At 47.3% G+C, this 24752-nt stretch carries 22 protein-coding genes; 17 read left to right on the forward strand and 5 right to left on the reverse strand.

Annotation, left to right across the window (positions count from 1 at the left end):
- Positions 1-67 precede the first annotated feature (67 nt).
- Positions 68-1222, reverse strand: coding sequence for a THUMP domain-containing class I SAM-dependent RNA methyltransferase (locus tag MKY87_RS25885; protein WP_074094429.1), 1155 nt, complete (start codon positions 1220-1222; stop codon positions 68-70).
- A gap of 239 nt (positions 1223-1461) precedes the next feature.
- Here MKY87_RS25885 and MKY87_RS25890 point away from each other — a divergent pair, with 239 nt between their 5' ends.
- Positions 1462-2094 (forward strand): O-methyltransferase, encoded by a 633-nt coding sequence (locus MKY87_RS25890; RefSeq protein ID WP_340966783.1) that lies wholly within the window; start codon positions 1462-1464, stop codon positions 2092-2094.
- A 188-nt stretch (positions 2095-2282) separates the two neighbouring features.
- Here the strand turns inward: MKY87_RS25890 and MKY87_RS25895 are convergent, their stop codons facing one another.
- Complete coding sequence (locus tag MKY87_RS25895) at positions 2283-3494, reverse strand: asparaginase (RefSeq protein ID WP_338593520.1); 1212 nt, start codon at positions 3492-3494, stop codon at positions 2283-2285.
- Between the two features lie 485 nt (positions 3495-3979).
- Here MKY87_RS25895 and MKY87_RS25900 point away from each other — a divergent pair, with 485 nt between their 5' ends.
- Positions 3980-5182: a cytochrome P450 gene (locus MKY87_RS25900; RefSeq protein WP_338593522.1), complete on the forward strand. Its 1203-nt coding sequence runs from the start codon at positions 3980-3982 to the stop codon at positions 5180-5182.
- A gap of 113 nt (positions 5183-5295) precedes the next feature.
- On the opposite strand, the gene MKY87_RS25905 is transcribed toward MKY87_RS25900, so the two are convergent.
- Positions 5296-6507 carry an MFS transporter gene (locus MKY87_RS25905; protein WP_017689411.1) on the reverse strand — a complete coding sequence of 404 codons (1212 nt, stop codon included), beginning with the start codon at positions 6505-6507 and terminating at the stop codon, positions 5296-5298.
- Between the two features lie 204 nt (positions 6508-6711).
- Between MKY87_RS25905 and hemE the strand changes: the two genes are divergently transcribed.
- The 6 genes from hemE (at position 6712) to MKY87_RS25935 (ending at position 13203) form a co-directional block, all read left to right on the forward strand.
- Complete coding sequence (gene hemE, locus MKY87_RS25910) at positions 6712-7776, forward strand: uroporphyrinogen decarboxylase (RefSeq protein WP_338593526.1); 1065 nt, start codon at positions 6712-6714, stop codon at positions 7774-7776.
- Positions 7769-8719, forward strand: a complete 951-nt coding sequence (gene hemH / locus MKY87_RS25915; RefSeq protein ID WP_338593529.1) for a ferrochelatase — start codon at positions 7769-7771, stop codon at positions 8717-8719. The genes hemE and hemH overlap by 8 nt, the downstream gene beginning before the upstream one ends.
- A complete protein-coding gene (gene hemY / locus MKY87_RS25920) occupies positions 8719-10143 on the forward strand; it encodes a protoporphyrinogen oxidase (RefSeq protein WP_338593531.1) in 1425 nt (474 codons plus the stop codon). Before hemH ends, hemY begins: the two co-directional genes overlap by 1 nt.
- A 185-nt stretch (positions 10144-10328) precedes the next feature.
- The gene (locus tag MKY87_RS25925; RefSeq protein ID WP_339784759.1) at positions 10329-11747 is read left to right on the forward strand and encodes a CapA family protein; all 1419 of its coding nucleotides are present in this window, start codon (positions 10329-10331) and stop codon (positions 11745-11747) included.
- 24 nt (positions 11748-11771) lie between these two features.
- Positions 11772-12524: a glycerophosphodiester phosphodiesterase gene (locus MKY87_RS25930; protein WP_338593536.1), complete on the forward strand. Its 753-nt coding sequence runs from the start codon at positions 11772-11774 to the stop codon at positions 12522-12524.
- Between the two features lie 46 nt (positions 12525-12570).
- Positions 12571-13203, forward strand: coding sequence for a fumarylacetoacetate hydrolase family protein (locus MKY87_RS25935; protein WP_340966785.1), 633 nt, complete (start codon positions 12571-12573; stop codon positions 13201-13203).
- Positions 13204-13325: 122 nt separating this feature from the next.
- Here MKY87_RS25935 and MKY87_RS25940 read toward each other — a convergent pair whose 3' ends face one another.
- Entirely contained in the window at positions 13326-13733 is a 408-nt protein-coding gene (locus MKY87_RS25940; RefSeq protein ID WP_338593542.1) for a hypothetical protein, read from the reverse strand.
- 389 nt (positions 13734-14122) lie between these two features.
- Here MKY87_RS25940 and MKY87_RS25945 point away from each other — a divergent pair, with 389 nt between their 5' ends.
- From MKY87_RS25945 to MKY87_RS25985, 9 genes are all read left to right on the forward strand, one after another.
- Entirely contained in the window at positions 14123-14683 is a 561-nt protein-coding gene (locus MKY87_RS25945; RefSeq protein ID WP_340966786.1) for a MarR family winged helix-turn-helix transcriptional regulator, read from the forward strand.
- Between the two features lie 59 nt (positions 14684-14742).
- Entirely contained in the window at positions 14743-16191 is a 1449-nt protein-coding gene (locus tag MKY87_RS25950) for an aryl-sulfate sulfotransferase (RefSeq protein WP_340966787.1), read from the forward strand.
- Between the two features lie 39 nt (positions 16192-16230).
- Positions 16231-17259 carry an ABC transporter substrate-binding protein gene (locus MKY87_RS25955; protein ID WP_340966788.1) on the forward strand — a complete coding sequence of 343 codons (1029 nt, stop codon included), beginning with the start codon at positions 16231-16233 and terminating at the stop codon, positions 17257-17259.
- Between the two features lie 27 nt (positions 17260-17286).
- A complete protein-coding gene (locus MKY87_RS25960) occupies positions 17287-18063 on the forward strand; it encodes an ABC transporter ATP-binding protein (RefSeq protein ID WP_074094443.1) in 777 nt (258 codons plus the stop codon).
- 17 nt (positions 18064-18080) lie between these two features.
- A complete protein-coding gene (locus MKY87_RS25965; protein WP_074094444.1) occupies positions 18081-18854 on the forward strand; it encodes an ABC transporter permease in 774 nt (257 codons plus the stop codon).
- A gap of 228 nt (positions 18855-19082) precedes the next feature.
- On the forward strand, positions 19083-19892 hold the full coding sequence (locus MKY87_RS25970; RefSeq protein WP_340967554.1) for a DUF92 domain-containing protein: 810 nt from the start codon (positions 19083-19085) through the stop codon (positions 19890-19892).
- Positions 19893-19905: 13 nt separating this feature from the next.
- The gene (locus MKY87_RS25975; RefSeq protein WP_017689402.1) at positions 19906-20484 is read left to right on the forward strand and encodes a TetR/AcrR family transcriptional regulator; all 579 of its coding nucleotides are present in this window, start codon (positions 19906-19908) and stop codon (positions 20482-20484) included.
- A 61-nt stretch (positions 20485-20545) separates the two neighbouring features.
- The gene (locus tag MKY87_RS25980) at positions 20546-22477 is read left to right on the forward strand and encodes an ABC-F family ATP-binding cassette domain-containing protein (RefSeq protein WP_289391915.1); all 1932 of its coding nucleotides are present in this window, start codon (positions 20546-20548) and stop codon (positions 22475-22477) included.
- A gap of 162 nt (positions 22478-22639) precedes the next feature.
- Positions 22640-23578, forward strand: a complete 939-nt coding sequence (locus MKY87_RS25985) for a hypothetical protein (RefSeq protein ID WP_340966790.1) — start codon at positions 22640-22642, stop codon at positions 23576-23578.
- 120 nt (positions 23579-23698) lie between these two features.
- Here the strand turns inward: MKY87_RS25985 and MKY87_RS25990 are convergent, their stop codons facing one another.
- Positions 23699-24739, reverse strand: a complete 1041-nt coding sequence (locus MKY87_RS25990; RefSeq protein ID WP_133384232.1) for a M42 family metallopeptidase — start codon at positions 24737-24739, stop codon at positions 23699-23701.
- Positions 24740-24752: the final 13 nt, after the last annotated feature.

Consider the following 24752-nt stretch of genomic DNA (forward strand, 5'->3'; position numbering starts at 1 on the left):
TGACCAGATTAGCGCACAAAAAAGTGCCCGAGCCATGGATGGCAGGAGCACTTTGTATTTGCATTGATTATGAAGATTGTGGTGCTTTATTTCGTGGGGGCAATGGGCCCAAATACTGATAGTACTGGGTTTCAATTCGTCCGTTGAACAACTTGCGACGTTTGTCTGCCTTATGACCGAAATACTCCTCGAAAGCTTTGGTCGACGTGATTGCGAAAAAGGACCATGTTGGCATGTCGAGGTAACTGCGCCCTAATGAGCGGAGCAACTTCTGAACTTCTTTTTCTTCACTCAAACGTTCACCATATGGGGGATTGGTAATGATGACACCATATTCACCCTGTGGTCTTGCCCGATGAGCGGGCAGGACGCTGACTTCAATATCTTTGGCGAACCCAGCACTCTTGATTGCTGCCATAGCAACTTCAATTGCTTCCGGATCAATATCGCTACCTGAAATCTGTAACGGGACATCGTCTCGCACAGCATCGAATGCTTCTTCGCGCGCCTGTTCCCACAATTCTTCAGGAATGACAGCCCAGTCCTCAGAGTTGAAGGTCCGACGAAGTCCTGGTGCAATGTTCCAGCCGATCATAGCGGCTTCGATCAGCATTGTGCCTGATCCACAGCATGGATCATAGAATGGACGGGATACATTCCAGCGGCTGAGCTGAATAAGAGCGGCAGCAAGTGTTTCTTTGAGTGGCGCTTCGGTGACGAGTTTACGATAACCCCGTTTATGCAGACCTGGTCCCGTTGTATCCAAAGTAAGCAGGGCGCGATCGTTCAGCAGAATGACCTCAATCACATAACGAGACCCATCCTCTGGGAACCACTCCGTGTCATAAGTTAGCTTCAGTTTCTCTACGATTGCTTTTTTCACGATCCCTTGTGATGCAGGTACACTGCTTAACTGGGATTTTTGGGAGCGACCCTCTACAGGGAATTCGCCGTCGGCTGGAATCCACTCTTCCCAAGGCAGTGCTTTGGTGCCTTCAAACAATTCGTCGAATGTTGTAGCAGGGAATTCACCCATTTTCACCAATACACGATCCGAACTTCTCAGCCACAGATTACAACGGCAAATATCAATATAATCTCCTGTAAAGAAAACCCGGCCGTTGTCGATCGTAACATCTTCATACCCCAGTTGTTTCAGTTCCCGGGCAACAACAGCCTCGAGTCCCATCGCCGAGGTTGCAATCAATTGCAATTGAGCCATGTGATTCATTTCAACTCCATTTCAAGCTGGAGAAGGGAAATCCTTCTCTCTGCTGTATAGTAACGGTGCGGCCTTGCCGCTTTCCGTGAAAAAACTTACAATGAGAAATGCGGTGAACGTATGCATTCCTCCTTCGAGGTGATGCACCAGTCAACCGCCTGTGTTGATAACAAACATTTATTATAGAACATTGGCATCCATATGGAAAGCAGTCCAAGTGTCCAAGGAGGATTTTAGTGGTGAATCTGACCCCTGATGAATATGTAAATCAATTATTTCAAGAGGATGACCTTTTGCTTAAAGTGAAAGAGGCCATCCGTTCGAACGGCATGCCTGAGGTTTCGGTTGCGGCGGCGTATGGACGTTTGCTCACGTTTCTAGCCAAGACATCCCAAGCAGAAGCTGCGCTCGAAATCGGCGTGCTGGGCGGTTACAGCGGGATCTGCATTGCGCGAGGTTTGCGTGAGAATGGAACCCTGACTTCGCTGGAACTGAAAGAGGAATATGCGGCAATGGCGCGTGGTCATCTGGAAGAAGGCGGTTTTGGCGAAAAGGTCGAGTATCGGATTGGCCCGGCGGCAGACAGCCTGGAGCAATTGGAGCAGGAAGGTCGCACATTCGATTTTTTCTTTATTGACGCAGACAAGGAGAATTATCCGGTATATCTTGACTATGCCATTAAGCTGGCCCGGCCAGGTGCTGTCATTGTAGGTGATAATTGTTTCCTGCGTGGTCGTACGCTGAATCCGGACAAGCAGGGCCCGGCCGTGCTAGCTGTTCGCCGTTTCAATGAACAGATGGCAAGCGACCCGCGTCTGGTGACGACGATGTTGCCGGATTACGATGGGCTGGTACTTGCCTGGGTGAAGTGAAAGTGAAAATTTCCTAAAGATAAAACTCCGATGAAACACGAGCTCACGCTCTTATGTTTGTGATGGTGATCGTGATTTTGTACGGAGTTTTCTAAAAACACACAAAGAAAGAGATGACAACATTTTGAATGATCAAAAATGTGTCGTCTCTTTCTTTGTATTTACAGATATCGTTGTAGTCGTTCTATTTATACTTCAGGTGTCCCGTACGTTTCAAACCATTTTTTGATGGTGTCAAAATCATCACTGAAGGACAAGCCTAACATCAATAATACACGAGCTTGTTGTGGACTCAGGTTGTCGCCTGCAATGATACCTTTGCCACCGCCGTATACACTTCCTGAACCCGTCCGAGTGGTGGTCACAAAGATAACACCTTCTTCAATGGCTTTGGTACGGGCTTGTCCCATAGCTCTGGAGATGCCGCCAGCTCCGGTGCCGGAAGTCACGATTCCTTTGGCACCACTGCTCACGAATCCTTCAATGGCTCCACCGCCAGCTTCCTGATACGAGATCGCAATTTCTACTTTGGCCAGATCTGCCTTTGTGATTTTACTTAGATCAAATACGGGCTTTGCTGTACCCTCAGGTTTCAAGGCACGTGCAGGAGCACGGTAGATTCTGATATTTTCTTCATCAATATATCCTACAGCGCCAAGCATCGGCGTTTCAAACGTATCTGTTCGATAATCATTTGTCTTGGTTACACCACGAGCAAGCTGGATTGTGTCATTCAACATGAGTACTGTGCCAAATGAAGTGGTACGACCACTACCTGCAAGTTTGATTGCGTTGTACAGATTGGCTTGAGCGTCAGAACCGATGACAGTCCATGGACGCATGGAGCCTGTGATCACGACAGGTTTGTCACTCTGAACCGTCATATCGAGGAAATACGCGATTTCTTCCATTGTATCTGTACCCGTGGTAACGACAACACTGTCATACATTGCCAGAGCTTTGTCTACCGTCTGCGACAAGTCATAGAGGTCGGTCATGCTATAGGAACCTGAACCTGAGTTTCCGAATTGGAGTGTGCTAACATCAGCAATCTTCTGTTTATCCGGTAATGCGTCTACCATCTCTCCAATGGGAAGTGTACCTGCCTTGTAATTCTGGAAGCTGGTGGCATCCTCGGATTGACCGGCAATCGTTCCGCCAGTTCCGATCACCAATACATTAGGGAGTGCAGATTGCTTGGAAGAGTCTGGTATTGCAGGGATGGAAGTATTGCGAGCTGGAGTAGTGGTTGCTGTCTGAACAGCGCCTGTTGTGCCTTTCACCTCTACCGTAGCCGCGTGCGCAGCGTAGGTTCCAATGGGGGACAATGAGATGGTCAGTGCTGTTAAAGCTGCGGTACTCCATACGGCCCAGGGACGAAGATTGGATGTTTTTCTCATGAATAGCACTCTCCTTCAAGTAAGTGTGATGTTAAGTTTGTTAAGAAGAATATGTATACCATTTCAAATTGATTGTATTTCATGTTAATTAATATGACAAACAAAGATAATGATAGAGTAATCGGTTACATTCGCAGATAATGAGAGTAAAATGATTGTTTATAAGGAATTATGAAAGATTATACATTCATATAGAGATAGAAAGGAACTGATTTTAGTAGTTTTGAAGGAAAATAAGCCCTTTTAATGTTAGTTAATATTACATAATGAGTCTTTTGTCCTGATAAAACGATGTATTTCAATAAAAGAATGTCGAATTGGGACTCATATCAGAAGTGGGTAACAGAAAGAGAGGATAGTAGTAGCGCAATTAGGTAATGGGGCTCAATTATGGTCTAAAGATTGGTTTCGTTATAGAGATATGTTTATAATAGGGGTGATCAACATATGTAAATAAATATATAATATTGATTGGAGGAGAAACGATGAAACAGGCACCGAGAAAGTATGCAAATTACATTCCGATTCGGGAACTGGAGACTTTGGAAGAGAGGTTATCTCCCTTCAAGGTGTATGCAGAACTTCGTGATAACACTCCAGTCCGATATGATGAGCATCGAGAATGTTGGGATGTTTTCGGTTATGAAGATGTGAAGTACGTATTGAAAAATCCGAAACTGTTCTCTTCTGCACGTGATCGTGCCAATACGAGCATGTTGACGACAGATCCTCCCAAACACAAACAGCTACGTGATCTGGTGAACCAGGCGTTTACACCCAAGGCAATCGAAGCGTTGGCTCCACGTATTCAGGAAATCACAGATGAGTTAATTGCTCCACACCTGTCAGAAGGACATATGGAACTTATTGATGACCTTGCAACACCATTGCCCGTCATTGTGATTGCGGAATTGATCGGAGTCCCTGCGACGGATCGTCAAAAGTTCAAAGACTGGTCTGATGTGTTGGTGAAAGGCGCACGTGATGATAGTGAGCAGGCCTTCCAGGAGTTATTGGAGGAGAAAAAAAGAAATATGCAGGAGTTGCATATCTATTTCACTGGCATTATGGAAGAACGTCGGTTGCAGCCAAAGGATGATCTGATCTCGTTACTGCTTGCTGCGGAGATTGATGATCAGAAGTTGACTGCAGATGAAGTGGTAGGCTTCTGTATTCTCTTGCTTGCTGCCGGTAATGAAACAACAACCAACCTGATCACCAATGCGGTTCGTATACTGTCTGAACAACCCGAGCTACAACAGGAGTTGCGCGAACATCCTGAACGGATTACTTCTGCGATTGAAGAGACGCTGAGATATTATCCGCCAATTGTCGCGATTGGGCGGGTCGCCAAGGAAACTGTAGAGTTGAATGGTCAGACGATTCAAGCTGGAGAGCAGGTGATTTCCTGGGTTGGAGCAGCTAATCGGGACAGTGCCCAATTTGAAGACCCGGAAGATTTCATCTCTGATCGCAAGCCCAACAGGCATATGGGATTTGGGTTTGGCATTCATTTTTGTCTGGGGGCACCACTCGCTCGTTTGGAGGCACGGGTAGTTCTTCATACATTGCTTCATCACATGGAGCGTATTCAGCTTGTGCCGGAAACAGTCTTGCAACCGATACAAAGTGCCTTTGTATTTGGTGTGAAACATTATCCGATACAATTCAATCTAATAAATAAATAAATAAATAATGAATGGCACATGAATGACAAAAGCCGCTCTCAGGCCAATTAGGCGCTGGAAGCGGCTTTTTCAATAAAAATTAAGATGGACTCGTTATAGAGATGAATGGGGAATCAGGATTCCCGAATAGAAGCAGGTTTGTTATACAATTTGAATCTGACCCAAACCATATTAAGCAGCAGCAGTCCGCCAGAGACGATAAACAGACCTTCGATCCCTATGAATCCTGCCATAAAACCTCCAATGATCGCTCCAAGCATGTTGCCCAGCGCCAGAGTGCTCGTATTAAAACTGAATGCACGGCTGATCATGCTATCGGACGTATAGGAACGGATCAAGGCATTAACGCTCGGAAGCAGGCCACCCATGAACACACCCATCATGAAACGAACAAGAATGAGCTGCCACACGGTCTGAACAAATGCCTGCGGAATAAGCATGAGTCCTGTTCCTATGAGGGAGAACGTCAGCACCTTGTGAGGACCAATTCGGTCACTCAGCTTGCCGAGAATTGGAGACATCGCCATATTGGATAATCCCGTAACTGCACCGACAAGTCCTGCCCAGAAGGCCACATTTACATCCGAACCATGCAATTTTTGCACATACAGCGGCAAGAGTGACATGGGGCTAATCATCGCAAACTGCAACAGAAACGTCACAGCAAACAGTGCAGGTAGTTGAGGTGACTTGTTCAGCTCCTTCAGACCGGACAATACGGATTGTGCCGGCAGTTTAGCTGCTTCTTGACGGTCAAATTTCTCTCTCACCAGGAACATGGCGAGCATGGAAGCAACAAAGATCAGTCCACCTGTAATGTAGAAAATGGGGCGGAAGCCTACTGCATCCGCTAGCAACCCACCAATAAGCGGACCCAGGATTGTGCCGGCTACCTGCCCGGACTGACTGATTCCCATGGCAAAACCCATGCGGTCTTTCGGAGTGGTACCCGATATCAGCGCAACAGCCGCAGGATTGAAACCGGAGATTGTACCGTTAAGCAAACGCAATAAGAGAAGCTGCCAGGGATTCTGTGCCAGACCCATAAGGGCAATCACGATGGCCATCCCGAATCCTGAACGCAGCAGCATAACTTTTCGACCATACTTATCTGATAACTTGCCCCACAGCGGTTGGAACAAAAATGAGGTGAGGAAATTGGCTGCAAAAATAAATCCGGCCCAAATGCCAATTTCATGTTCGCCAACAACGCCCAGATCTCTTGCGAGATAAAGAGACAAAAATGGGGTAATCATGGTCATGCCCGAATTGACCAAAAATTGTCCGAACCAAAGCACAATGAGGTTTACTTTCCACGTTTTCAAAGTGCTTTCACTTCCTTTCAAAGATATTTCTGTAATTCTCAAAAAAACACCATTCTTTCATTATAACATAATTGGCATATGGGGGATGGGTGTAAGGAATGTCATAGTATTGTCACGTAGAACGCATCTGCATGTGGTTGTTACGGCTGTTTAAAAAGGGCATAATGGTAATTATGAGTCCAAAAACTATTGGAGGCTTCTTACATGAGCTATAATGATCGACTGATTCGGGCAAGTTTCAAACAACAGGTAGACCGTGTCCCGGTATGGTACATGCGTCAAGCTGGGCGTTACGATCCTGAATATCGCAAAATTAAAGAAAAGTACTCCTTGCTAGAAATCTGCAAACAACCCGAGCTGGCGGCCGAAGTTACTCTCATGCCGGTACGCAAACTTGGCGTAGATGCGGCTATTTTGTATTCCGATATTATGAATCCGGTTGCCTCTCTGGGCATTGATTTTGACATTGTAAAAAATATTGGACCGGTAATCGATAATCCTATTCGTTCGGCTGCAGATGTGGATCGGCTGCGTCCCATCGACGTAGAAGGAGATCTGTCACATATTCTGGAAACCATCCGAATTCTGGATAAGGAGCTTGATGTGCCTCTGATTACGTTTGCGGGCGCACCATTCACGATTGCGAGTTATCTGATTGAAGGGCGACCTTCGAAAGGTTATATCCGCACCAAAACGATGATGTACAGCGAGCCTGAGGTGTGGCATAAGCTGATGCAGAAGCTTGGTGATATGGTTATTACATATGTCCGTGCGCATATTGCGAATGGCGGTAAGGCATTCCAGTTGTTTGACAGCTGGGTTGGAGCACTTTCTCCCAAAGACTTCAGAACATATGTGTTGCCTACGATTACCCGTATCTTTACCGAATTATCGGATTTGAATGTACCGAAGATTTATTTCCCTGGTGTTGCATCCGGTGAGTTGTTGCCAGCACTGCATAATCTGCAAGCCGATGTGATTGGACTCGACTGGAGAGTATCCATTTCGGAAGGGCGTAAACGTCTTGGTGGCAAATTTGCAGTACAGGGTAACCTGGACCCATATTTGCTGACTGCCCCGATGGAACTGATTAAGGAGCAAGCAAAAGTGATTATTGACGAAGGAATCAAGGAGCCGGGTTATATTTTCAACCTCGGACACGGACTATTTCCTGAAGCATCGCTAGAGAAGCTCAGAGAACTAACGGCGTATATTCATGAATATTCTGCCGAAGCAATGAAGACTGGGGTGACGGTAACCAATGACTAATACTGTAGGTGTACTGGTGATGTCGTATGGCACACCAGAAAATATGGAGAGTGTTGAAGCGTATTACACACATATCCGCAGAGGACGTCCGCCTGAACCGGAACAATTGAAGGAACTGAAGGATCGTTATGAAGCCATTGTTGGCGGTGTTTTCCCACTTCGGGAGAATACAGACAATCAGGTCAAGGCCCTTCAGGAGACGTTGAACCGCGATGAGCGTGGCACTGATGTGGAATTCCGTTGTTATCAAGGACTGAAGCATGCCTATCCGTTTATTGAGGACGGCGTGGAACAGATGGCGAAGGATGGAATTCAGACAGCGATTGGTATTGTATTGGCTCCTCATTTCTCCACGATGAGTGTAGGCAGTTATATCAAACGTGCGCGTGAAAAAGCAGAAGAGCTGGGCGTTCATATGTCCTTTATTGAGAGTTATCATCTGCATCCGAAGTTAATCCAGGCGTTGTCCACACGTGTTAGTGCCAAGTTGGATGCGTTTGAGGAAGCTGGAGCAAAACGCGGAGATGTGAAGGTGTTGTTCAGTGCTCACAGCCTGCCGGCACGTATTGTGGAGATGGGTGATCCATACCCGCAACAATTGCTGGAGACTTCGGAAGTGATTGCATCACGTGTAGGCATAACCAATTGGCAATTTACGTGGCAGAGTGCCGGACGAACAGCTGAGCCTTGGCTTGGACCGGATATTCTGGATACGTTACAGGAGCTTTCGCGTGAACAGGTAGAGGATGTGCTTGTGGCACCAATCGGGTTTGTCTCGGATCATCTCGAAGTGCTCTATGATCTTGATATTGAGGCCAAATCGATTGCCAAAGAGATCGACATGCGCCTGATGCGTATTGATTCTCTCAATAGCGATCCTCTATACATGGAGACGTTAAGCGACGTTATTATAAGCCAATGGCAGCAAGGGTCGGATGAGTAATGGGTGATAAGAAACGCCGTGTTGTTGTTGTCGGCGGTGGCCTTACCGGCCTCAGCGCGGCATTTTATATCCGCAAGCATTACCGGGAAGCAGGAGTTGAACCTGTGATTACTTTGGTCGAGAAAAGCTCGTCCATGGGAGGCATGATTGAAACACTGCACCGGGATGGATTTGTGATTGAAAAAGGGCCGGATTCTTTCCTGGCTCGCAAAACAGCAATGATTGACCTGGCTAAAGAATTGGAGATTGATCATGAATTGGTCAGTCAGAATCCGGAGTCGAAGAAAACGTATATCATGCAGCGTGGCAAACTTCATCCAATGCCAGCAGGACTTGTTCTCGGTATTCCGACAGAACTAAGACCGTTCCTGAGAAGTGGTCTCGTCTCTCCGGCAGGCAAACTGCGGGCGTTGATGGATTTTGTCATCCCGCCGCGTCGTACAACAGAGGATGAATCGCTCGGTTATATGATTGAACGTCGTCTTGGAGCAGAAGTGTTGGAGAACTTGACGGAACCACTGCTCGCAGGAATCTATGCAGGTGATATGCGGCGATTGAGCCTCCAGGCTACCTTCCCGCAGTTCGGAGAAGTAGAACGTGATTACGGTAGCTTGATCCGGGGCATGATGACAGGTCGTAAACCGGCTGAGACGCATACCGGTACAAAACGGAGCGCTTTTCTGAACTTTCGCCAGGGATTGCAGAGCCTTGTTCATGCGCTCGTCCATGAGTTGCAGGATGTGGATCAACGTCTGAACACCGCGGTGAAGTCACTGCAACGTCTTGATGGAGCGCAGACCAGATACCATGTTGAACTGGGTAATGGCGAAATGCTTGAAGCTGATGATGTAGTGGTTACTGTGCCGACGTATGTCGCGTCGGAGCTGTTGAAACCTCACGTGGACACAGCGGCACTGGATGCGATTAACTATGTATCTGTAGCCAATGTAGTGCTCGCTTTTGAGAAAAAAGAGGTGGAGCATGTATTCGACGGATCGGGTTTCCTTGTTCCGCGAAAAGAGGGTCGAAATATTACCGCTTGCACGTGGACATCGACGAAATGGCTGCATACGAGTCCGGATGATAAAGTACTGCTTCGCTGTTATGTTGGTCGCTCTGGTGACGAACAGAACGTAGAGCTTCCGGATGAAGCGCTGACGGACCTGGTTCTCAAGGATCTGAGAGAGACGATGGGTATTGAAGCAGTGCCGATCTTCTCCGAGATTACAAGGCTTCGTAAATCCATGCCACAGTATCCGGTGGGACACCTCCAACATATTGCCGCCCTTCGTGAGGAGCTTGGCAGCAAGTTACCGGGTGTGTACATTGCAGGTGCAGGTTATGAGGGTGTAGGCTTGCCTGATTGCATCAGACAAGCAAAAGAGATGTCTGTCCAGGCTACACAAGAGCTTGCAGCAGATTAAGTACAGCAAGAGAGCTGTCTCAAACGTAGAATTATCTACTGGAGAGATGGCTTTTTTTATATGAAAATAAGGAAGCTAACCGAGTTCGTATCCTTTCAATCGATACAGTTCCAAGGAATGATGGAAATCCAGAATATGCCTGATATAATGGTATGTATGGCTGTGAAGAAGAAGAGGAGTTGCTTATGTATCCCCCAAGATCAGAGCGAAGTGTAAAGAAGAAAATTAGTAAACGCACCCGCAATACAATCACAATCATCTGGACCGTTAATATTGTGTTGATCATGGCAATTGGTCTGGTGGGCATTTTTTATGTCATGAATAACCGTCAGCAACAGGCAGACCAGCCGGTGAAGCAAGAAATTGTTGATCAGGATCAGCCTTCCATTGGAGACGATGCCAAAGGTGGGGATCAAGTAAGTGCTCCTGACTCGGAGTCCGATGAGATTCCGGAAGAAGAACCCGAAGTTACGGATGAAGAGACAACAGCGGATGCGGATAAGACATCCGGAGTAGCGACACCTGATACTTCAGGCAATACCAACAGTGGGAAAGCCGAATCTGGAACGAAAAAACCAGCGGCGGATTCGACACCGTCCGGCACCAAGGGAAATGCAGGTGTAGATACCGAATCAGGGACGTCGAAACCTTCCAATTCAGCGAAGGATGTCACGATTAACTTTGTTGGCGATATCCAGTTTTCAGGCAAAGTTGCGGAACTGCTGGATAAGAACGGTTATGACTATCCCTTTGCCAAACTAGGCAGATTATTCAAGGATGATGATCTTACCATCGGCAACCTGGAGACACCGATAACCCTGGGTGGTACTGGTGCGGCTAACAAAACATATGTATACAAATCTTCGCCCAAAGCATTGGCGGCAATGGCCTCTGCGGGTTTTGATGCTGTCAATTTGGCAAACAATCATATTCTGGATCAGGGCGTAGAAGGTCTGGTAGATACGTTAACCTATCTCAAGGAATATGGTATAGCTCATACCGGGGCAGGTATGAACAGGGATGAAGCCTATGCACCAGCATATCTGGAACGCAAAGGTATGAAGATTGCATTGCTTGGGTTCTCCCGCGTTGTACCGGAAACGAGTTGGAAGGCGGAAGGTAATCGTGCTGGCGTGGCTGAAGCCTATGATTCCACAGGGGCAGTGCAAGCGATCCAGGATGCCCGTAAGAAGGCTGATCTGGTGATCGTGGTTGCACACTGGGGAGAGGAACGTGTAAGTACTCCAAACAGTGACCAGACCCGATTGGCTCATGAGTTTGTAGATGCTGGCGCAGATCTGGTCATAGGTGGTCATCCTCATGTGTTGCAAGGGTTGGAGTACTATAAGGGAAAGTGGATTGCATACAGTACGGGAAATTTCATTTTCTCCAGATCAACCACCGAAGAGACTTGGAAAACGGCGGTATTTCAGGCTCGCTGTAGTCAAGATGCAGCTTGCAGCATGAAAGTTATCCCTTATGAGGCCGGGCTAGGTCAGGCCATTCCAATGATTGATGAGGCGAACAAACTGCTGTTGGCACAGATGGCAAAGCTCTCTCCTGGTATTCGATATGATGGGAATGGAGTCGCTTCGCCTAATTAAAAACCTTTTTGAGGAGGGAATCGAATGAACAACCTTTGTGTAGCGCACCGTGGATTTTCTTCTATTGCACCAGAGAATACGATGGCTGCATTCCTGATGGCCATGGAGCGGCCTGAAGTTCAGTGGATGGAGCTGGATGTGCAGTTGTCGCGTGATGGTGTACCCGTGGTCATTCATGATTTTACAGTGGATCGCACGACAAATGGCAAGGGCCTGGTTCGGGAAACCGATTGGGCTGATCTGCAACGTCTGGATGCCGGATCGTGGAAAAATAAGTCTTACAAAGGCGAACGGATTCCGGCGCTAAGTGAATTGTTAGATCGCTCTTGCGGCAGAGTACGTTTGAATATTGAACTGAAAACGCAGGGAGACATGTACCCGGGTCTGCCTGCAGCTGTTATATATGAAGTGAGAAAAAGACATATGCAAAATGATGTTGTGATTACCTCATTTGAACCAGCCGCTCTGATCGAAGTGAAGAAACTTGCACCGGAGATCCAGACGGGGCTGATTATCGATGCACGACCAGGTGATTTGTTAACCGCGCTGCGGCAGATGAATTGTACATTCCTCTCGATTGGATACACCAATGTAGACAAATCATTAATGAACGAGATGCGGAGTTCAGGTATTCGGGTGATGGCTTGGACAGTGGATGACAAGACCATTATGAAGAAACTGGCGGCAGTTGATCCAGAACTCATGTTATGTACGAACCGTCCTGACGTATGGGAGCTGGCATTTCAGGAGACGAGCAGCCGATTCTTCAGACCCTAACTTTCCTATATGCACTATTCAATCCGATAAAGGTGGTAATATACCCATGTTAACTAACATTCGCAATGTATACTGTGTAGGACGCAATTATAAACTTCATGCGGAAGAATTGGGTAACGCGGTTCCGGATGAACCAATGATCTTTATGAAACCTTCTCATGCAGTCGTGCCCCTAAATGGTGAAACGCTTGAATTGCCTGCTACCAAGGGTGAAGTTCACTATGAAGCTGAATTGGTCGTGCAAATCGGCCGGAGTTATGAGCCAGGTATGGCGGTAGATGAGCTGGTGGATGCTTATGCATTTGGTATTGATTTTACGTTACGTGACGTACAGACCGTGATTAAGAAAAAGGGCCACCCGTGGACAGCGGCCAAAGGGTTCAGAAATTCCGCTCCGGTTACTGCATTTCAGGCATTCCCGGGTGCGGCAGCATTACTGGAGAAAGACTTTACATTGACCAAAAATGGTGAGGTAGTCCAGCGTGGTAACATTAGTAACATGATCTTCAGTTTACAGGATATTGTGGATTATGTAGGTCACCATTACGGCCTAGGGCCGGGCGATGTCATTTTTACAGGAACACCGGAAGGTGTTGGACCAACACAAGCAGGAGATGTGCTCGAACTGGCATGGGACGGCGAATCCTTGGGTGCCTGCACGATTGGGTCAGCGCAATAAGGATTACACATCACACCTGCTTGAGATGAATAGAGTACAAGAAAGGGGCGTGCATACGCTCCTTTTTGCTGTGTTATCGTGGATATATATTTATATCTTCATCGAACGGATACGCTACTAATTTACGCCAAACTGTATGCTGTATTTGCGCTCTGTGTGACCAACTCTTCCAGTTCAGCTTGTTGTGCAGCATGTTGCTCTAAACTGATACTTCCACTTGCGAGCCGTTCATCCAACTGCTCTCTGAGCTGTCTTACTTGTATAGCAATCACTTCATCCAAATTCCCGTTGTTTTCTTCCGTAATCCTCCTCAGTGATTTCCCGTTGTACAGTTCCTGATACAGATCCGCTTCTGAAGGCTGATTGAGAGCGCTGAGCAGCTCGTCATTGCTTCCCTCACGAGTATCCAAGTCAACGATGGACCACTTAGCACTAGGTATGGGGGAGATGGCGGATTGGCCCCATGCTGTTCCGGCGAAGGACATGGTGACAATCATTGTGCCTATAATAATGACTCTTTTCATATTCATATGGATAATCCTCATTTCTGTAGTTGAGTACGAACTGAATCGTAACTTGTCGTTGATGTATTTGTAGATGTTTCGATCTGAGAATAGTGTAAACGGGAAACCTGAAGTGAAACTTAAAACAGGATAAGTAATTTCAACCCGGCAGAGAATGACTGTAAAAAGAAAAGACTACTAACACAATTCACACTTGACAGGTTGGGTTAGTTGGTTATATGATGATCTCAATTATTTTAATACTCATTAAATGAACAGTGAACTAATTTGAACTGAAAACTAAGTCGAGCTGATTGGACCACCAAAGGCTCCCGGGACTACTCCACTATGGAATGTCCACGGGGGCCTTTTTTCGTATCTTTATTGAAGCTTCAAACGATCAAGGAGGTTATGAAATGAGCGATAGAGACTGGGAAGCGTTGGAGCGGACGGATTGGTTATTTCGCAAAATGGTCAGACGATTTGTCAAAGAGCGGGATCGCATCTCTGTAGAAGGTATCAGCCTGCCAGGCATGCTTATCCTGCACAAGATCATTCGTGAGGGAGAACAGCGACTTGGGGATTTGGCAGAACAATTGGACTTTACATCGGGTGCCATTACAGCTCTGACCGATAAGTTGGAGAAAAAGGGACTCACCATCCGCAGACGAAAGGAAGACGATCGCCGGACGGTTTTACTGGACATCACATCCAGCGGGCGGGAGATGTATGCGAGAAACAGCAATATCGGTGCCCGATGTATCACGCTTCTGTTTGAGGGTTTTACGACGGAGGAACTGGAGCAGCAAAGTCAATTCTACGAGCGGGTAGTAGCGAATCTGGAGGGATTCTCGGACACGGTGCTGGGATTGGCGGAGAACAACGGGATACAAGAACAGGATCGGTCCTCCACAAGTGACCTTGAGCAGAAGCACCGGGACAATACCGGGAAGAAGAGTAACTATCTCAGTTATTGAGGTTGAGTCAAGGTAACAACATTTGATATACCACAAACATTCTAGGGGAGAGATGATCAATGGGACACTCAACAATATATCCAACTGGAGCCACGCTATTCAATCCGGATAAGGCTTGGGGCGGTTATACCGTCTATCAGGCAGGTGAAGAAGGCGTAGTATTGATCGATATGAATGGCAAGGAGGTTCACCTGTGGAAAGGATTGTTAGGGTTTCCGGCCAAAATATTACCTGGCGGCTACGTGCTGGGCAGCACGGGTCGCAGAGATCCGAAGTTCGGTATTCAGGATAATGTCGATCTGGTTCAGGTGGATTGGAACGGCAACATTGTATGGAAATACAATAGCTACGAACACATCGAAGATCCGGGGTATGAGCCATTATGGTATGCCCGCCAGCATCATGATTATCAGCGTGAGGGAAATCCGGTAGGTTATTATGCCCCTGGCCTTGCGCCAAAGACGAAGAGTGGCAAAACACTTATTCTGGCACACAAAAATGTGAGTAACCCGCAAATTTCAGATAAGCCATTGCTTGATGATGCCATTATCGAAGTGGATTGGGAGGGGAAGGTACTCTGGGAGTGGCTGCCTAACGAACACTTTGAAGAATTAGGTTTTGATGAAGCTGCTCGAAATGTTCTGTTCCGTGACCCGAATACACGCTCTTTCGGTCATCTGGGTGGTGGTGTTGGTGACTGGTTACATATTAATTCTGCTTCTTATGTTGGACCCAACCGTTTCTATGAAGAAGGAGACGAACGGTTCCACCCAGACAATATTATCTGGGATGCCAGAGAGGCCAATATTATTGCCATTACAGACAGACAGAGTGGAAAGATCGTGTGGAGATTAGGACCAGACTATACTTCAACTGAAGCGAAACACATTGGCACAATTATCGGACAGCATCATGCACATATCATTCCCCAAGGTCTACCGGGTGAAGGGAATTTGCTCGTATTTGACAATGGCGGCTGGGCAGGTTACGGCCTTCCAAATCCGGCTTCTCCATTTGGATTGAAACATGCGATTCGGGATCACTCCCGTGTACTGGAGATTAACCCGGTCACTTTGGAGATTGTCTGGCAGTATACATCGGCAGAAGCAGGTTTCTCGGTTCCGACGGATTCTTATAAATTTTATAGCCCATACATCAGTTCCGCCCAGCGTTTACCTAACGGCAACACCCTGATAACCGAAGGTTCCAATGGCAGATTGTTCGAAGTCACAGCGGAGCATGAGCTGGTATGGGAGTATGTCTCTCCTTACACCGATCGGCGGAATACCAATATGGTCTATCGCTCGTATCGAGTTCCTTATCAGTGGGTTCCACAGTTGGAGAAACCGCAGGAAGTTGCGATCGAAGCCATTGATGTCTCCAACTACAGGGTCCCGGGAGCAGCACCCAAAGGTTCTGCATCCATCGTGAGCGTAGAGACAACTCTTCCATTTGTGGAGGGTGCAGCCTGTGTGGCAACGTCGGATGAAGGCAAGTCAGGCGGTTAAGCGTCAAGAATCATGACTAGATCGAATGGGGTGTAAATTGTGAGAAAACCATCCATAGTAACCGGCATATTGATATTATTTCTGGCTACGACACTCCTATTATCCGGATGCAGTTCAAACGCAGCAGGATCTGGAGCAAAAGACGCTACCGGCAAGAATACCGATAATGTAAAAATTCGAATCGCAGATACAAGTACCAACCCAACGTTCAGGGTAGCCATTGCCAAAGGTTTTTTTGAAAACAGGGGCATTGATGCAGAGAGTATTACGTTTGGCTCACCGGCTGAAGGTGTAAATGCACTATTTATCAAACAGGTTGATATTGCTTACGGTGCGGACTTCCCTGTATTAAATGCTTTGTCTAAAGGGGAATATTCAGTCATCGCTTCTGCAGGTCAGACTACGGATGAAGCGGCAGCCGCCTGGAAGCTGTATGCTAGGGAGAATATTCAGAGTGGAGCGGATTTGAAGGGCAAGAAAGTGAGTTTCATTCGAGGCACATTTATTCCGTATCTATGGGATGAATATTTGAAAGATCAGGGAGTGGCGCTGAGTGATGTGACGCAAATTGGTCAGGGGGCTTTTGATGAAGCCTACATCGCACTGAAACAGGGAGACCTTGATGCCGCTTGGGTTATAGGTTCCGCGTTAACCGATAAATTCGATGCACTTGAAGGAGTACATCAGCTGACGGATATGTCTCAGACCCCTATACGCCTTGGTATGGGACTGGTATCAAGTAATGAATTCATCCAGGCAAACCCTGAAACGGTAAGTGATTTTCTTGCGGCGCTGGATGAAGCATCCACGTATGCCCAAGCGCATCCTGAAGAGGTTGCCGATCTGATGTATCAAGAGACCAAACAGCCTAAAGATGCCACGTTGAAAGACCTTCCGATCAATCCATGGGAAGTTGGATTTACGCAGGCTGCTTATGATAGTTTGGCAGGTCAGAAGCAATATATGGTGGACACCGGAATCATTGAACAGGATTTTGATCTCGACACCAAACTCAATCTGACTTCTCTCCAGCAGGCGTTGCCGCAAAAAGTGACATACAGTAAATAATTCTTATTCAAATGGGAGGTGTCCGTTATGTCCTTACCTGCAACTCAGCATACCATTCATATTGAACAGCTGCGGAAAACGTATCATGCCCCGACCAATGGGGATGTGCATTATATCATTAAGGATGTCGATCTGGTTATCAAGGGAGGAGAGTTCTTTGTCCTGCTTGGTCCCAGTGGGTGTGGGAAGTCAACGCTGCTGAACATGATCGCGGGGTTTATCTCCAAGTCGGGTGGACAGCTCAAGGTGGATAACAAGGAGATTGACAGACCAGGCAGGGATCGGGCAATGGTATTCCAGCAGGCGGATTCTTCTCTCTTTCCATGGCTAACCGTGAGGGAGAATGTTGAATTCGGACTTCGAATGTCCAAGGTGCCTAAGACGCAACGGCGTGAGATCTCCGATCGTTACATCCAGCTTGTGGGACTGAGCGCTCATGAGGGCAAATTTCCAAAAGAGCTATCAGGTGGTATGAAGCAGCGTGTTCAATTGGCCCGGGTACTTGCGAATGACTCGGCGATCTTGCTGATGGATGAGCCATTCGGTGCGCTGGACGCGATGACGAGACGGACCATGCAGAAGGAACTGGTGAATATTTGGAAAGAAACACATAAAACCGTTATCTTTGTCACACACGATATTCAGGAGGCGTTATTGCTTGGTGAGCGCATAGGCATTATGTCTGTAGGTCCGTCTTCGAATATAACGGATATTTACCACAACACTTTACCTTACCCGAGGAACATCGCCTCGTCTGAGTTCAACACCCTGTATGACCGAATTCAAGGCCACTTTGAAGAATAACTGAGGTGATATACAAGATGAAATGGTTGGAGAAAAAATGGGTGTCTATCCCGCTTCTATGGGTAACAGTCATCTTAATCTGGCAGCTTGGTGCCCTTATCTATGGGCCTGACGTAATCCCTGGTCCGTGGCACACGATCCTGGGAGCACGCGAATTGATTGCTGACGGTACACTGATGGAGTATATCGGAATCAGCTTCACTCGTGTACTGGCGGGATGGGTACTCGGAAGCATCATTGCTATTCCGGTAGGGTTGATTATTGGCAAAGTTCATCTCATCCGGCTGTTCGCCGAACCGTTCCTTAACTTTATACGTTTTATCCCGCCGATCGCCTTTATTACCTTATTCCTGGTGTGGTTCGGAATTGGTGAGCAATCCAAGATCGCGCTCATTATGTACGCAACCTTCTTCATTGTTGTATTGAATACACTGACAGGTGTACTCTCCGTTGAAGAAGACAAAATCCGGTCGGCCCGCAGTATGGGAGCCAATGAACGGCAGATTCTGCTGCATGTGATTGTTCCGGCGACAACCCCGTATATCTTCACGGGTGTGCGACTGGCGATGGGAACCTCGTATATGGCCATAATTGGTGCTGAGATGATTGCTTCGAATGAGGGAGTGGGTTACTTAATCTGGAATTCCAGACTCTTTTTCCGAACAGATTGGATCTTTGTCGGGCTGATTTCCCTGGGTTTTATGGGATTCCTGACGGATCGATTGTTCAACTGGTTTGGTCGCAGAGTACTCTACCGATATGGGGTCATTGGCGGAGCGAAGCGGGTCTAAATTAGGACATAGGAACATTGAATTACAGACGTTACTTGAAAAGGGAAGATATCTTGTTTTGACGTTTGATCGATAACCTGTTTTGGCACTTCTACACGAGGCCAAAACAGGTTTTTTGTGTGCTGGCGTAAGGAGTTTCGGCATTGAGATCAAACCGTGGTATAATTGAATTTCAAAAATACAATAAACGTCATGCGGGCTGTACATACGCTGCATGCAGGAGACATTATGGATTGGATTATTGGCGCCGTATGCGCTTCTATGGTGGCAGGTGCTGCCTATGCGAAAAAGTCGCTAACCCTGTCTGGCTGCCTGGCAGCAATCATGATGGGAACGATATATTACGGAGCGGGGAACCTGTTCTGGTTTGGCACGTTATTGTTGTTTTTCATTACTTCAACGTTGCTCTCCAGGTTCCGTAAAGATCGGAAGCAGGAGCTGGAGAAATCCTATGCCAAGTCAGGAAATCGGGATGCGGGACAAGTGATGGCTAATGGTGGAATGGGCATGTTCCTATGCCTGGGATACTGGATATTTCCACATCCGGCATGGGTGTATGCTTTTATTGGTGTAATGGCTACCGTTACATCGGATACATGGGCAACCGAAATTGGGAGTCTCAGTCGCAAGCCACCGCGCTCTGTTCTCACGTGGAAGGTACTTACTCCTGGTGCTTCAGGAGGGGTCTCACTTCTTGGCACCGTGGCTGCAGCCGTAGGCGGGGCTCTGATTGGTGCGGGAGCATTCTTGTTTTCCTGGATCGCCGGGATAGAAGGGCTTAGTCTGTTTAGTTGGACTTTTGTCGGTCTTGTAGGCGGGTTAGCAGGGGCTTTTGCCGATTCCTATCTGGGCGCAACGGTGCAGATGATGTATCGTTGTACTGTGTGTGGCCGTGAAGTTGAGGTACATGAACATTGCGGGCATCCGACGGTTCGGGCTCGTGGCTGGGCATGGATGAGTAACGACCTGGTGAACGTGCTTAGCTCGGTGATCGGCGGATGTGTGGCGATTGGTTTTGGTAACATTTTGGCGTTGTAGGGGGGAGTACATTTTGAGCACTGTACAGGGAGACAAATCGGAGGCTATTTTGGATGCGGCCTATGGTATTTTTGGCTCGAAAGGTTTTTATGAGACCAAAATGTCTGATATTGCAGACGAAGCCGGCATCGCAAAAGGCACCATTTATTTATATTTTAAAAGCAAGGAACAATTATTTATCGCAGTATCCAAGCGGGACTGTAACAGCTTTATCAGCCGTCTTGAATATGCTTTGAACTCGCATGAGAACACAGGTGATAAACTTGGAGCAATAGCCAAGACCCACCTTACGTATTATTATGAGCGTCGCAATCATACTAAACTCTTCTTTATGGCACCCAATAATGATCCGGATCTGATGAAATTCATGAAGGCATTCATGAATCAATACATGAGTATGGTGTGTGAGGTACTGGAGAGTGCAAGTGTACCTGAGCCTGTATTGCTCGCTGAAGCCTATATCGGAATTCTGGACCGGCTGAAGATGGATATCATGTTGAATCCGGAGTTCAATGAGGAACATCTGAACAAACGAATTGCTTTTGCAGCAGCGTTATTTCTGGACGGATGCCGTTCTTTTTTACAAGTGTAAAGTGAGTGCACGGATGTACGTGATAATTGAATTTTAATTTACAGAGAAGTGGGTACGAGCAATGAACATAATGACGGTAGAGCAAATTGCAAAAAGTTATGGCGAAAAAATATTGTTCAAGGATGCTTCATTTGGCATGGCTGATCAGGACAAGATTGGTGTCGTTGGGGTAAATGGCACCGGGAAATCCACGTTTTTGCGTGTGATATCCGGTATGGAACCTGCAGACGCGGGACAGATCTCGATCGGTAATGACGTACGTATTCAGTTCCTGGCACAGAATCCGGATTTCAATCCGGATAATACGGTACTGCAACAAGTATTCGAAGGTGACAGCATGGAAATGAAAACCGTGCGTGAATATACGGAAACGATGGAATTATTGGAACTGAATTCGTCCGATCCAGCGTTGCAAGAGCGGTTATTACGTTTGAATCAGCAAATGGAGCAGCTTCAGCTCTGGCAGATGGAGAGTGAAGCGAAGAGTATTTTGTCCAAACTGGGTATTCGTCAATTCGATGCACTTATGGGCACATTGTCTGGTGGACAACGCAAAAGGGTAGCACTCGCAGCTGCGCTGATTCACCCTTGCGAACTGCTCATTCTGGATGAGCCGACGAACCATATTGATAATGATTCGGTCGTATGGCTCGAGCAGTACTTGCAGAAGCGCCGCGGCGCACTGCTTATGATTACACATGATCGGTATTTCTTGGATCGTGTAGCGAATGTCATGCTGGAATTGGACCATGGTCGTTTGTTCCGATATGAAGCTAACTATACACGCTTTCTGGAACTGAAGGCGGAGCGGGAAGAACGGGAAGCCTCTTCCGAACAGAAACGTAAGAACCTGCTTCGGACAGAGCTTGCATGGATTCGTCGCGGTGCCAAGGCACGGACAACAAAACAAAAAGCGAGAATTGATCGCTTCGAACAACTTAAAGACCAACAAGGGATCCAGCGCTCGGGTTCATTGGAAGTATCGGTTGGCTCCACGCGTCTGGGGAAAAAGATTCTGGAGATCGAGCATCTTTCCAAATCCGTCGGTGGTCGCAAACTGATCGAAGATCTGAGTTATATTGCTGTACCTGGAGATCGGGTAGGGATTGTCGGACCGAATGGTAGTGGTAAGTCCACGTTGTTACAGATGATATCTGGCAAGTTGGAACCCGATGCAGGCGTGGTTGACGTTGGTCCTACGGTCAATCTGGGCTATTTCACACAGGAACATCAGGAGATGGATGAATCTCTTCGTGTTATTGAGTACATCAAGGAAGTGGCTGAGAATGTGAAAACAGCCGATGGCTCTCTGATTACAGCATCCCAGATGCTGGAGCGATTCCTGTTTACCCCGGCATCCCAGTGGACGCCAATCTCCCGCCTGTCTGGTGGAGAGAAGCGTCGTCTATATCTGTTGCGTGTGCTGATGGCTGCGCCGAATGTATTGCTGCTGGATGAGCCGACGAATGATCTGGACATCCAGACACTCGCTGTACTGGAAGACTACCTGGACGATTTCCCGGGTGTTGTCTTTGTGGTCTCCCATGATCGCTATTTCCTTGATCGTACTGTGGATAAAGTGTTGTCTTTTGAGGGCAACGGTGCTGTACGTGTACACGTCGGCGACTACAGTGAGTACGCGGAATGGATGCTGAAAAATGCGCCTGGAGCTACTCAAGAGAGTGACACAGGAACAGCGAAGGTGAAGCAGTCATCGGAGAAAACGACTCCTGCTGTGTCAGCGGCTAAACCGAAGTTGAAATTCAGCTTCAAAGAGCAACGTGAATACGATCAGATTGATGAAAATATTGAGAAGGCTGAAGCCAATCTTGTCCGGATTAACAAAGAGATGGAAGAGTCGTTTAGTGATTCTGCCCGTCTACAGGAGTTAATGGCGGAGCAGGTTGAGGCTGAACGTCATCTGGATGAATTGATGGAACGCTGGACCGTTCTGAATGAACTTGCAGAGCAGATTGAACAGAGCAAGTCTTGATTTATAACTAAACATCGCCCTTTTTTCCATAGTGACTTTATGTCGCATTGGAGGAAAGGGCGATTTTTTGTCTGCGAATTTGCGCTTTTATGTGAAACGTTCTGTATGTTCATTACGTTGTATAAGTAAAGAATTCCATAGAAGGGAGAGAACACCACACTTATGTATAAGGAAATTAATCAACAGTTGGCAGTGCTCAAGGAAAAGGGGAGAATTTACGAGAAATGGACCAAACGTCTGGAGAAGCTTCAAACGGAGGAAAGCGAATGGGAAGCAAAGGTAAAGCGTCGTCTGGAGCATCTCCAGAAGGAGCAGAAGGATGTTGATCGACTGAACAGTATGACATTGTCGGCCTTTTTCTATCAACTGATTGGCAAGAAGACAGAACGTCTGGAGAAGGAAGAGCTGGAACTGATGGAGAGCAAGGCTGCATACGACACCGCTTGTCGCATGTTACAAGACGTACAGGAGCAACGAATTCATGTGGAGCAGGAGTTGGAGGGCGGCCGGCAGTATCAGTACTGGCAAAGCGATTACAACGCGCTGTGGGGGAAGAAGGAAGGTCGTCTGCTGGACCAGGATGCGGAATTGCAACAGATGGCTGAGAATCGGGAACATCTGGCGAGCGAGCTACAGGAACTGGATGAAGCTTTCCGGGAGGGAGAATATCTGCTCTATGCCCTTGAACGTGCCGAGAAGGCTTTGGCTTCGGCAGGTAATTGGGGTGTATATGACATGATGGGCGGTGGGGTCATCTCCACGCATATCAAGCGAGGAAGAATGGATGACGCTCAGGTCGCCATCATGGATGCAGGTAAGCGTCTACGACGTTTTCAGAAGGAACTGGAGGATGTAGAGATGGCTGTACACGCCGATCTACATCTGGGAGGTCTGCTTTCATTCGCAGACTATTTCTTCGATAACCTCTTTGTGGACTGGATGGTTCAGGACAAAATTCGCAAAGCCGAACGTCAGGTGAAGGATGGACTGAGCGCGGTTCGGAAAACCATGCATGTATTGAGAAATGAAATGCGTGACCATAAGGCAGAGTTAGAGATATTGGAGCGTAAATATCATGCATATGTCGAACAGGCAGATTAAGAGATATGACAACAAAGGCCCCTTCCAAGCACACCGAATTGCTGTGCTTGGAAGGGGCCGTTTGCTTAGAAGAACATGTGGATGTTATCCATGATAATTTCGTCGATCAATGATTCTGTTTTACTTGGTTGTAATGTAAGCTGCGAGCAATCGTGCCGTATTCAGGACAGCATCCTTATGTGTACGCTCCATGGAATGAGATGCGTGAACTCCAGGACCGATCAGTGCTGCACGGATATTGTTTCCTCCGCGTAATGCTGCACTGCCATCTGAGCCATAGTGGGGATAAATGTCGACGACGTAATCCATTCCATCCTGTTTGGCCAGTTCAATGAGACGACTGGTCATATCGTAGTCATACGGGCCAGAAGAATCTTTGGCACATATGGAAACGTCGGTTTCTTTACAACTCAGGTCATCACCCATGGCTCCCATGTCTACAGCGATCATTTCACTGATTTCCGCAGGGATATAGGATGCGCCATGTCCAACTTCTTCATAGTTCGAGATAAGCAGAGAGACGTTATGTAATGGTTTCCAGCCTTCACGATGTGCAGACTCAAGGATGCCGAAGAGAGCAGCCACGCTGGCTTTGTCGTCCAGATGACGTGACTTGATATAACCACTCGGCGTGATGACTGCGCGAGCATCGAAGGAGATAAAGTCGCCTACAGAGATCCCGAGTTTCAACACATCTTCCTTGGAGGAGACGACCTCATCGATTCGAACTTCCATATGGCTCTCGGACCGTTCAAAGGTACGTGCATCCGGATAAACGTGGACAGATGGATGAAGGGAGAGAATGGTGCCTGTGTATGTTTTTCCATCCCGAGTATGGATGCTGCAATATTCGTTTTCAATACTTTGCATCGAAAATCCACCGACAGAGGTAAGCTTCAATGTGCCATAGGATGTAACCGAGCGTACCATGGCTCCTAGCGTATCCACGTGGGCGCTTAAAGCGATTGTCTTGGAAGAGTCCTGTCCGGGCAATGTAAGTACCGCACCGCCCTTGTTATTCAGCTCACAGGCGATGCCCAGTGCTGCTGCTTCCTTCCGGATCATCTCGATAATATGATGTGTGTAACCACTTGGGCTTGGGGTATCCAGCAATTTTTTCAGGAAAGACAGAACGTATGATTCATCAATTGTAAAACTCATTGTGTAATTTCCT

Origin of the sequence: Paenibacillus sp. FSL R7-0198 (genome assembly GCF_038000415.1) — a bacterium.
Taxonomy (GTDB): Bacteria; Bacillota; Bacilli; order Paenibacillales; family Paenibacillaceae; genus Paenibacillus.

Coding starts and splice junctions, on each gene's coding strand:
- hemE (WP_338593526.1), top strand. CDS start 6,712: ATGAGCTATAATGATCGACTGATTCGGGCAAGTTTCAAACAACAGGTA.
- MKY87_RS25980 (WP_289391915.1), top strand. CDS start 20,546: ATGAACATAATGACGGTAGAGCAAATTGCAAAAAGTTATGGCGAAAAA.
- MKY87_RS25945 (WP_340966786.1), top strand. CDS start 14,123: ATGAGCGATAGAGACTGGGAAGCGTTGGAGCGGACGGATTGGTTATTT.
- MKY87_RS25990 (WP_133384232.1), bottom strand. CDS start 24,739: ATGAGTTTTACAATTGATGAATCATACGTTCTGTCTTTCCTGAAAAAA.
- MKY87_RS25985 (WP_340966790.1), top strand. CDS start 22,640: ATGTATAAGGAAATTAATCAACAGTTGGCAGTGCTCAAGGAAAAGGGG.
- MKY87_RS25900 (WP_338593522.1), top strand. CDS start 3,980: ATGAAACAGGCACCGAGAAAGTATGCAAATTACATTCCGATTCGGGAA.
- hemH (WP_338593529.1), top strand. CDS start 7,769: ATGACTAATACTGTAGGTGTACTGGTGATGTCGTATGGCACACCAGAA.
- MKY87_RS25885 (WP_074094429.1), bottom strand. CDS start 1,222: ATGGCTCAATTGCAATTGATTGCAACCTCGGCGATGGGACTCGAGGCT.
- MKY87_RS25960 (WP_074094443.1), top strand. CDS start 17,287: ATGTCCTTACCTGCAACTCAGCATACCATTCATATTGAACAGCTGCGG.
- MKY87_RS25935 (WP_340966785.1), top strand. CDS start 12,571: ATGTTAACTAACATTCGCAATGTATACTGTGTAGGACGCAATTATAAA.
- MKY87_RS25940 (WP_338593542.1), bottom strand. CDS start 13,733: ATGAATATGAAAAGAGTCATTATTATAGGCACAATGATTGTCACCATG.
- hemY (WP_338593531.1), top strand. CDS start 8,719: ATGGGTGATAAGAAACGCCGTGTTGTTGTTGTCGGCGGTGGCCTTACC.
- MKY87_RS25930 (WP_338593536.1), top strand. CDS start 11,772: ATGAACAACCTTTGTGTAGCGCACCGTGGATTTTCTTCTATTGCACCA.
- MKY87_RS25970 (WP_340967554.1), top strand. CDS start 19,083: ATGGATTGGATTATTGGCGCCGTATGCGCTTCTATGGTGGCAGGTGCT.
- MKY87_RS25925 (WP_339784759.1), top strand. CDS start 10,329: ATGTATCCCCCAAGATCAGAGCGAAGTGTAAAGAAGAAAATTAGTAAA.
- MKY87_RS25950 (WP_340966787.1), top strand. CDS start 14,743: ATGGGACACTCAACAATATATCCAACTGGAGCCACGCTATTCAATCCG.
- MKY87_RS25895 (WP_338593520.1), bottom strand. CDS start 3,494: ATGAGAAAAACATCCAATCTTCGTCCCTGGGCCGTATGGAGTACCGCA.
- MKY87_RS25965 (WP_074094444.1), top strand. CDS start 18,081: ATGAAATGGTTGGAGAAAAAATGGGTGTCTATCCCGCTTCTATGGGTA.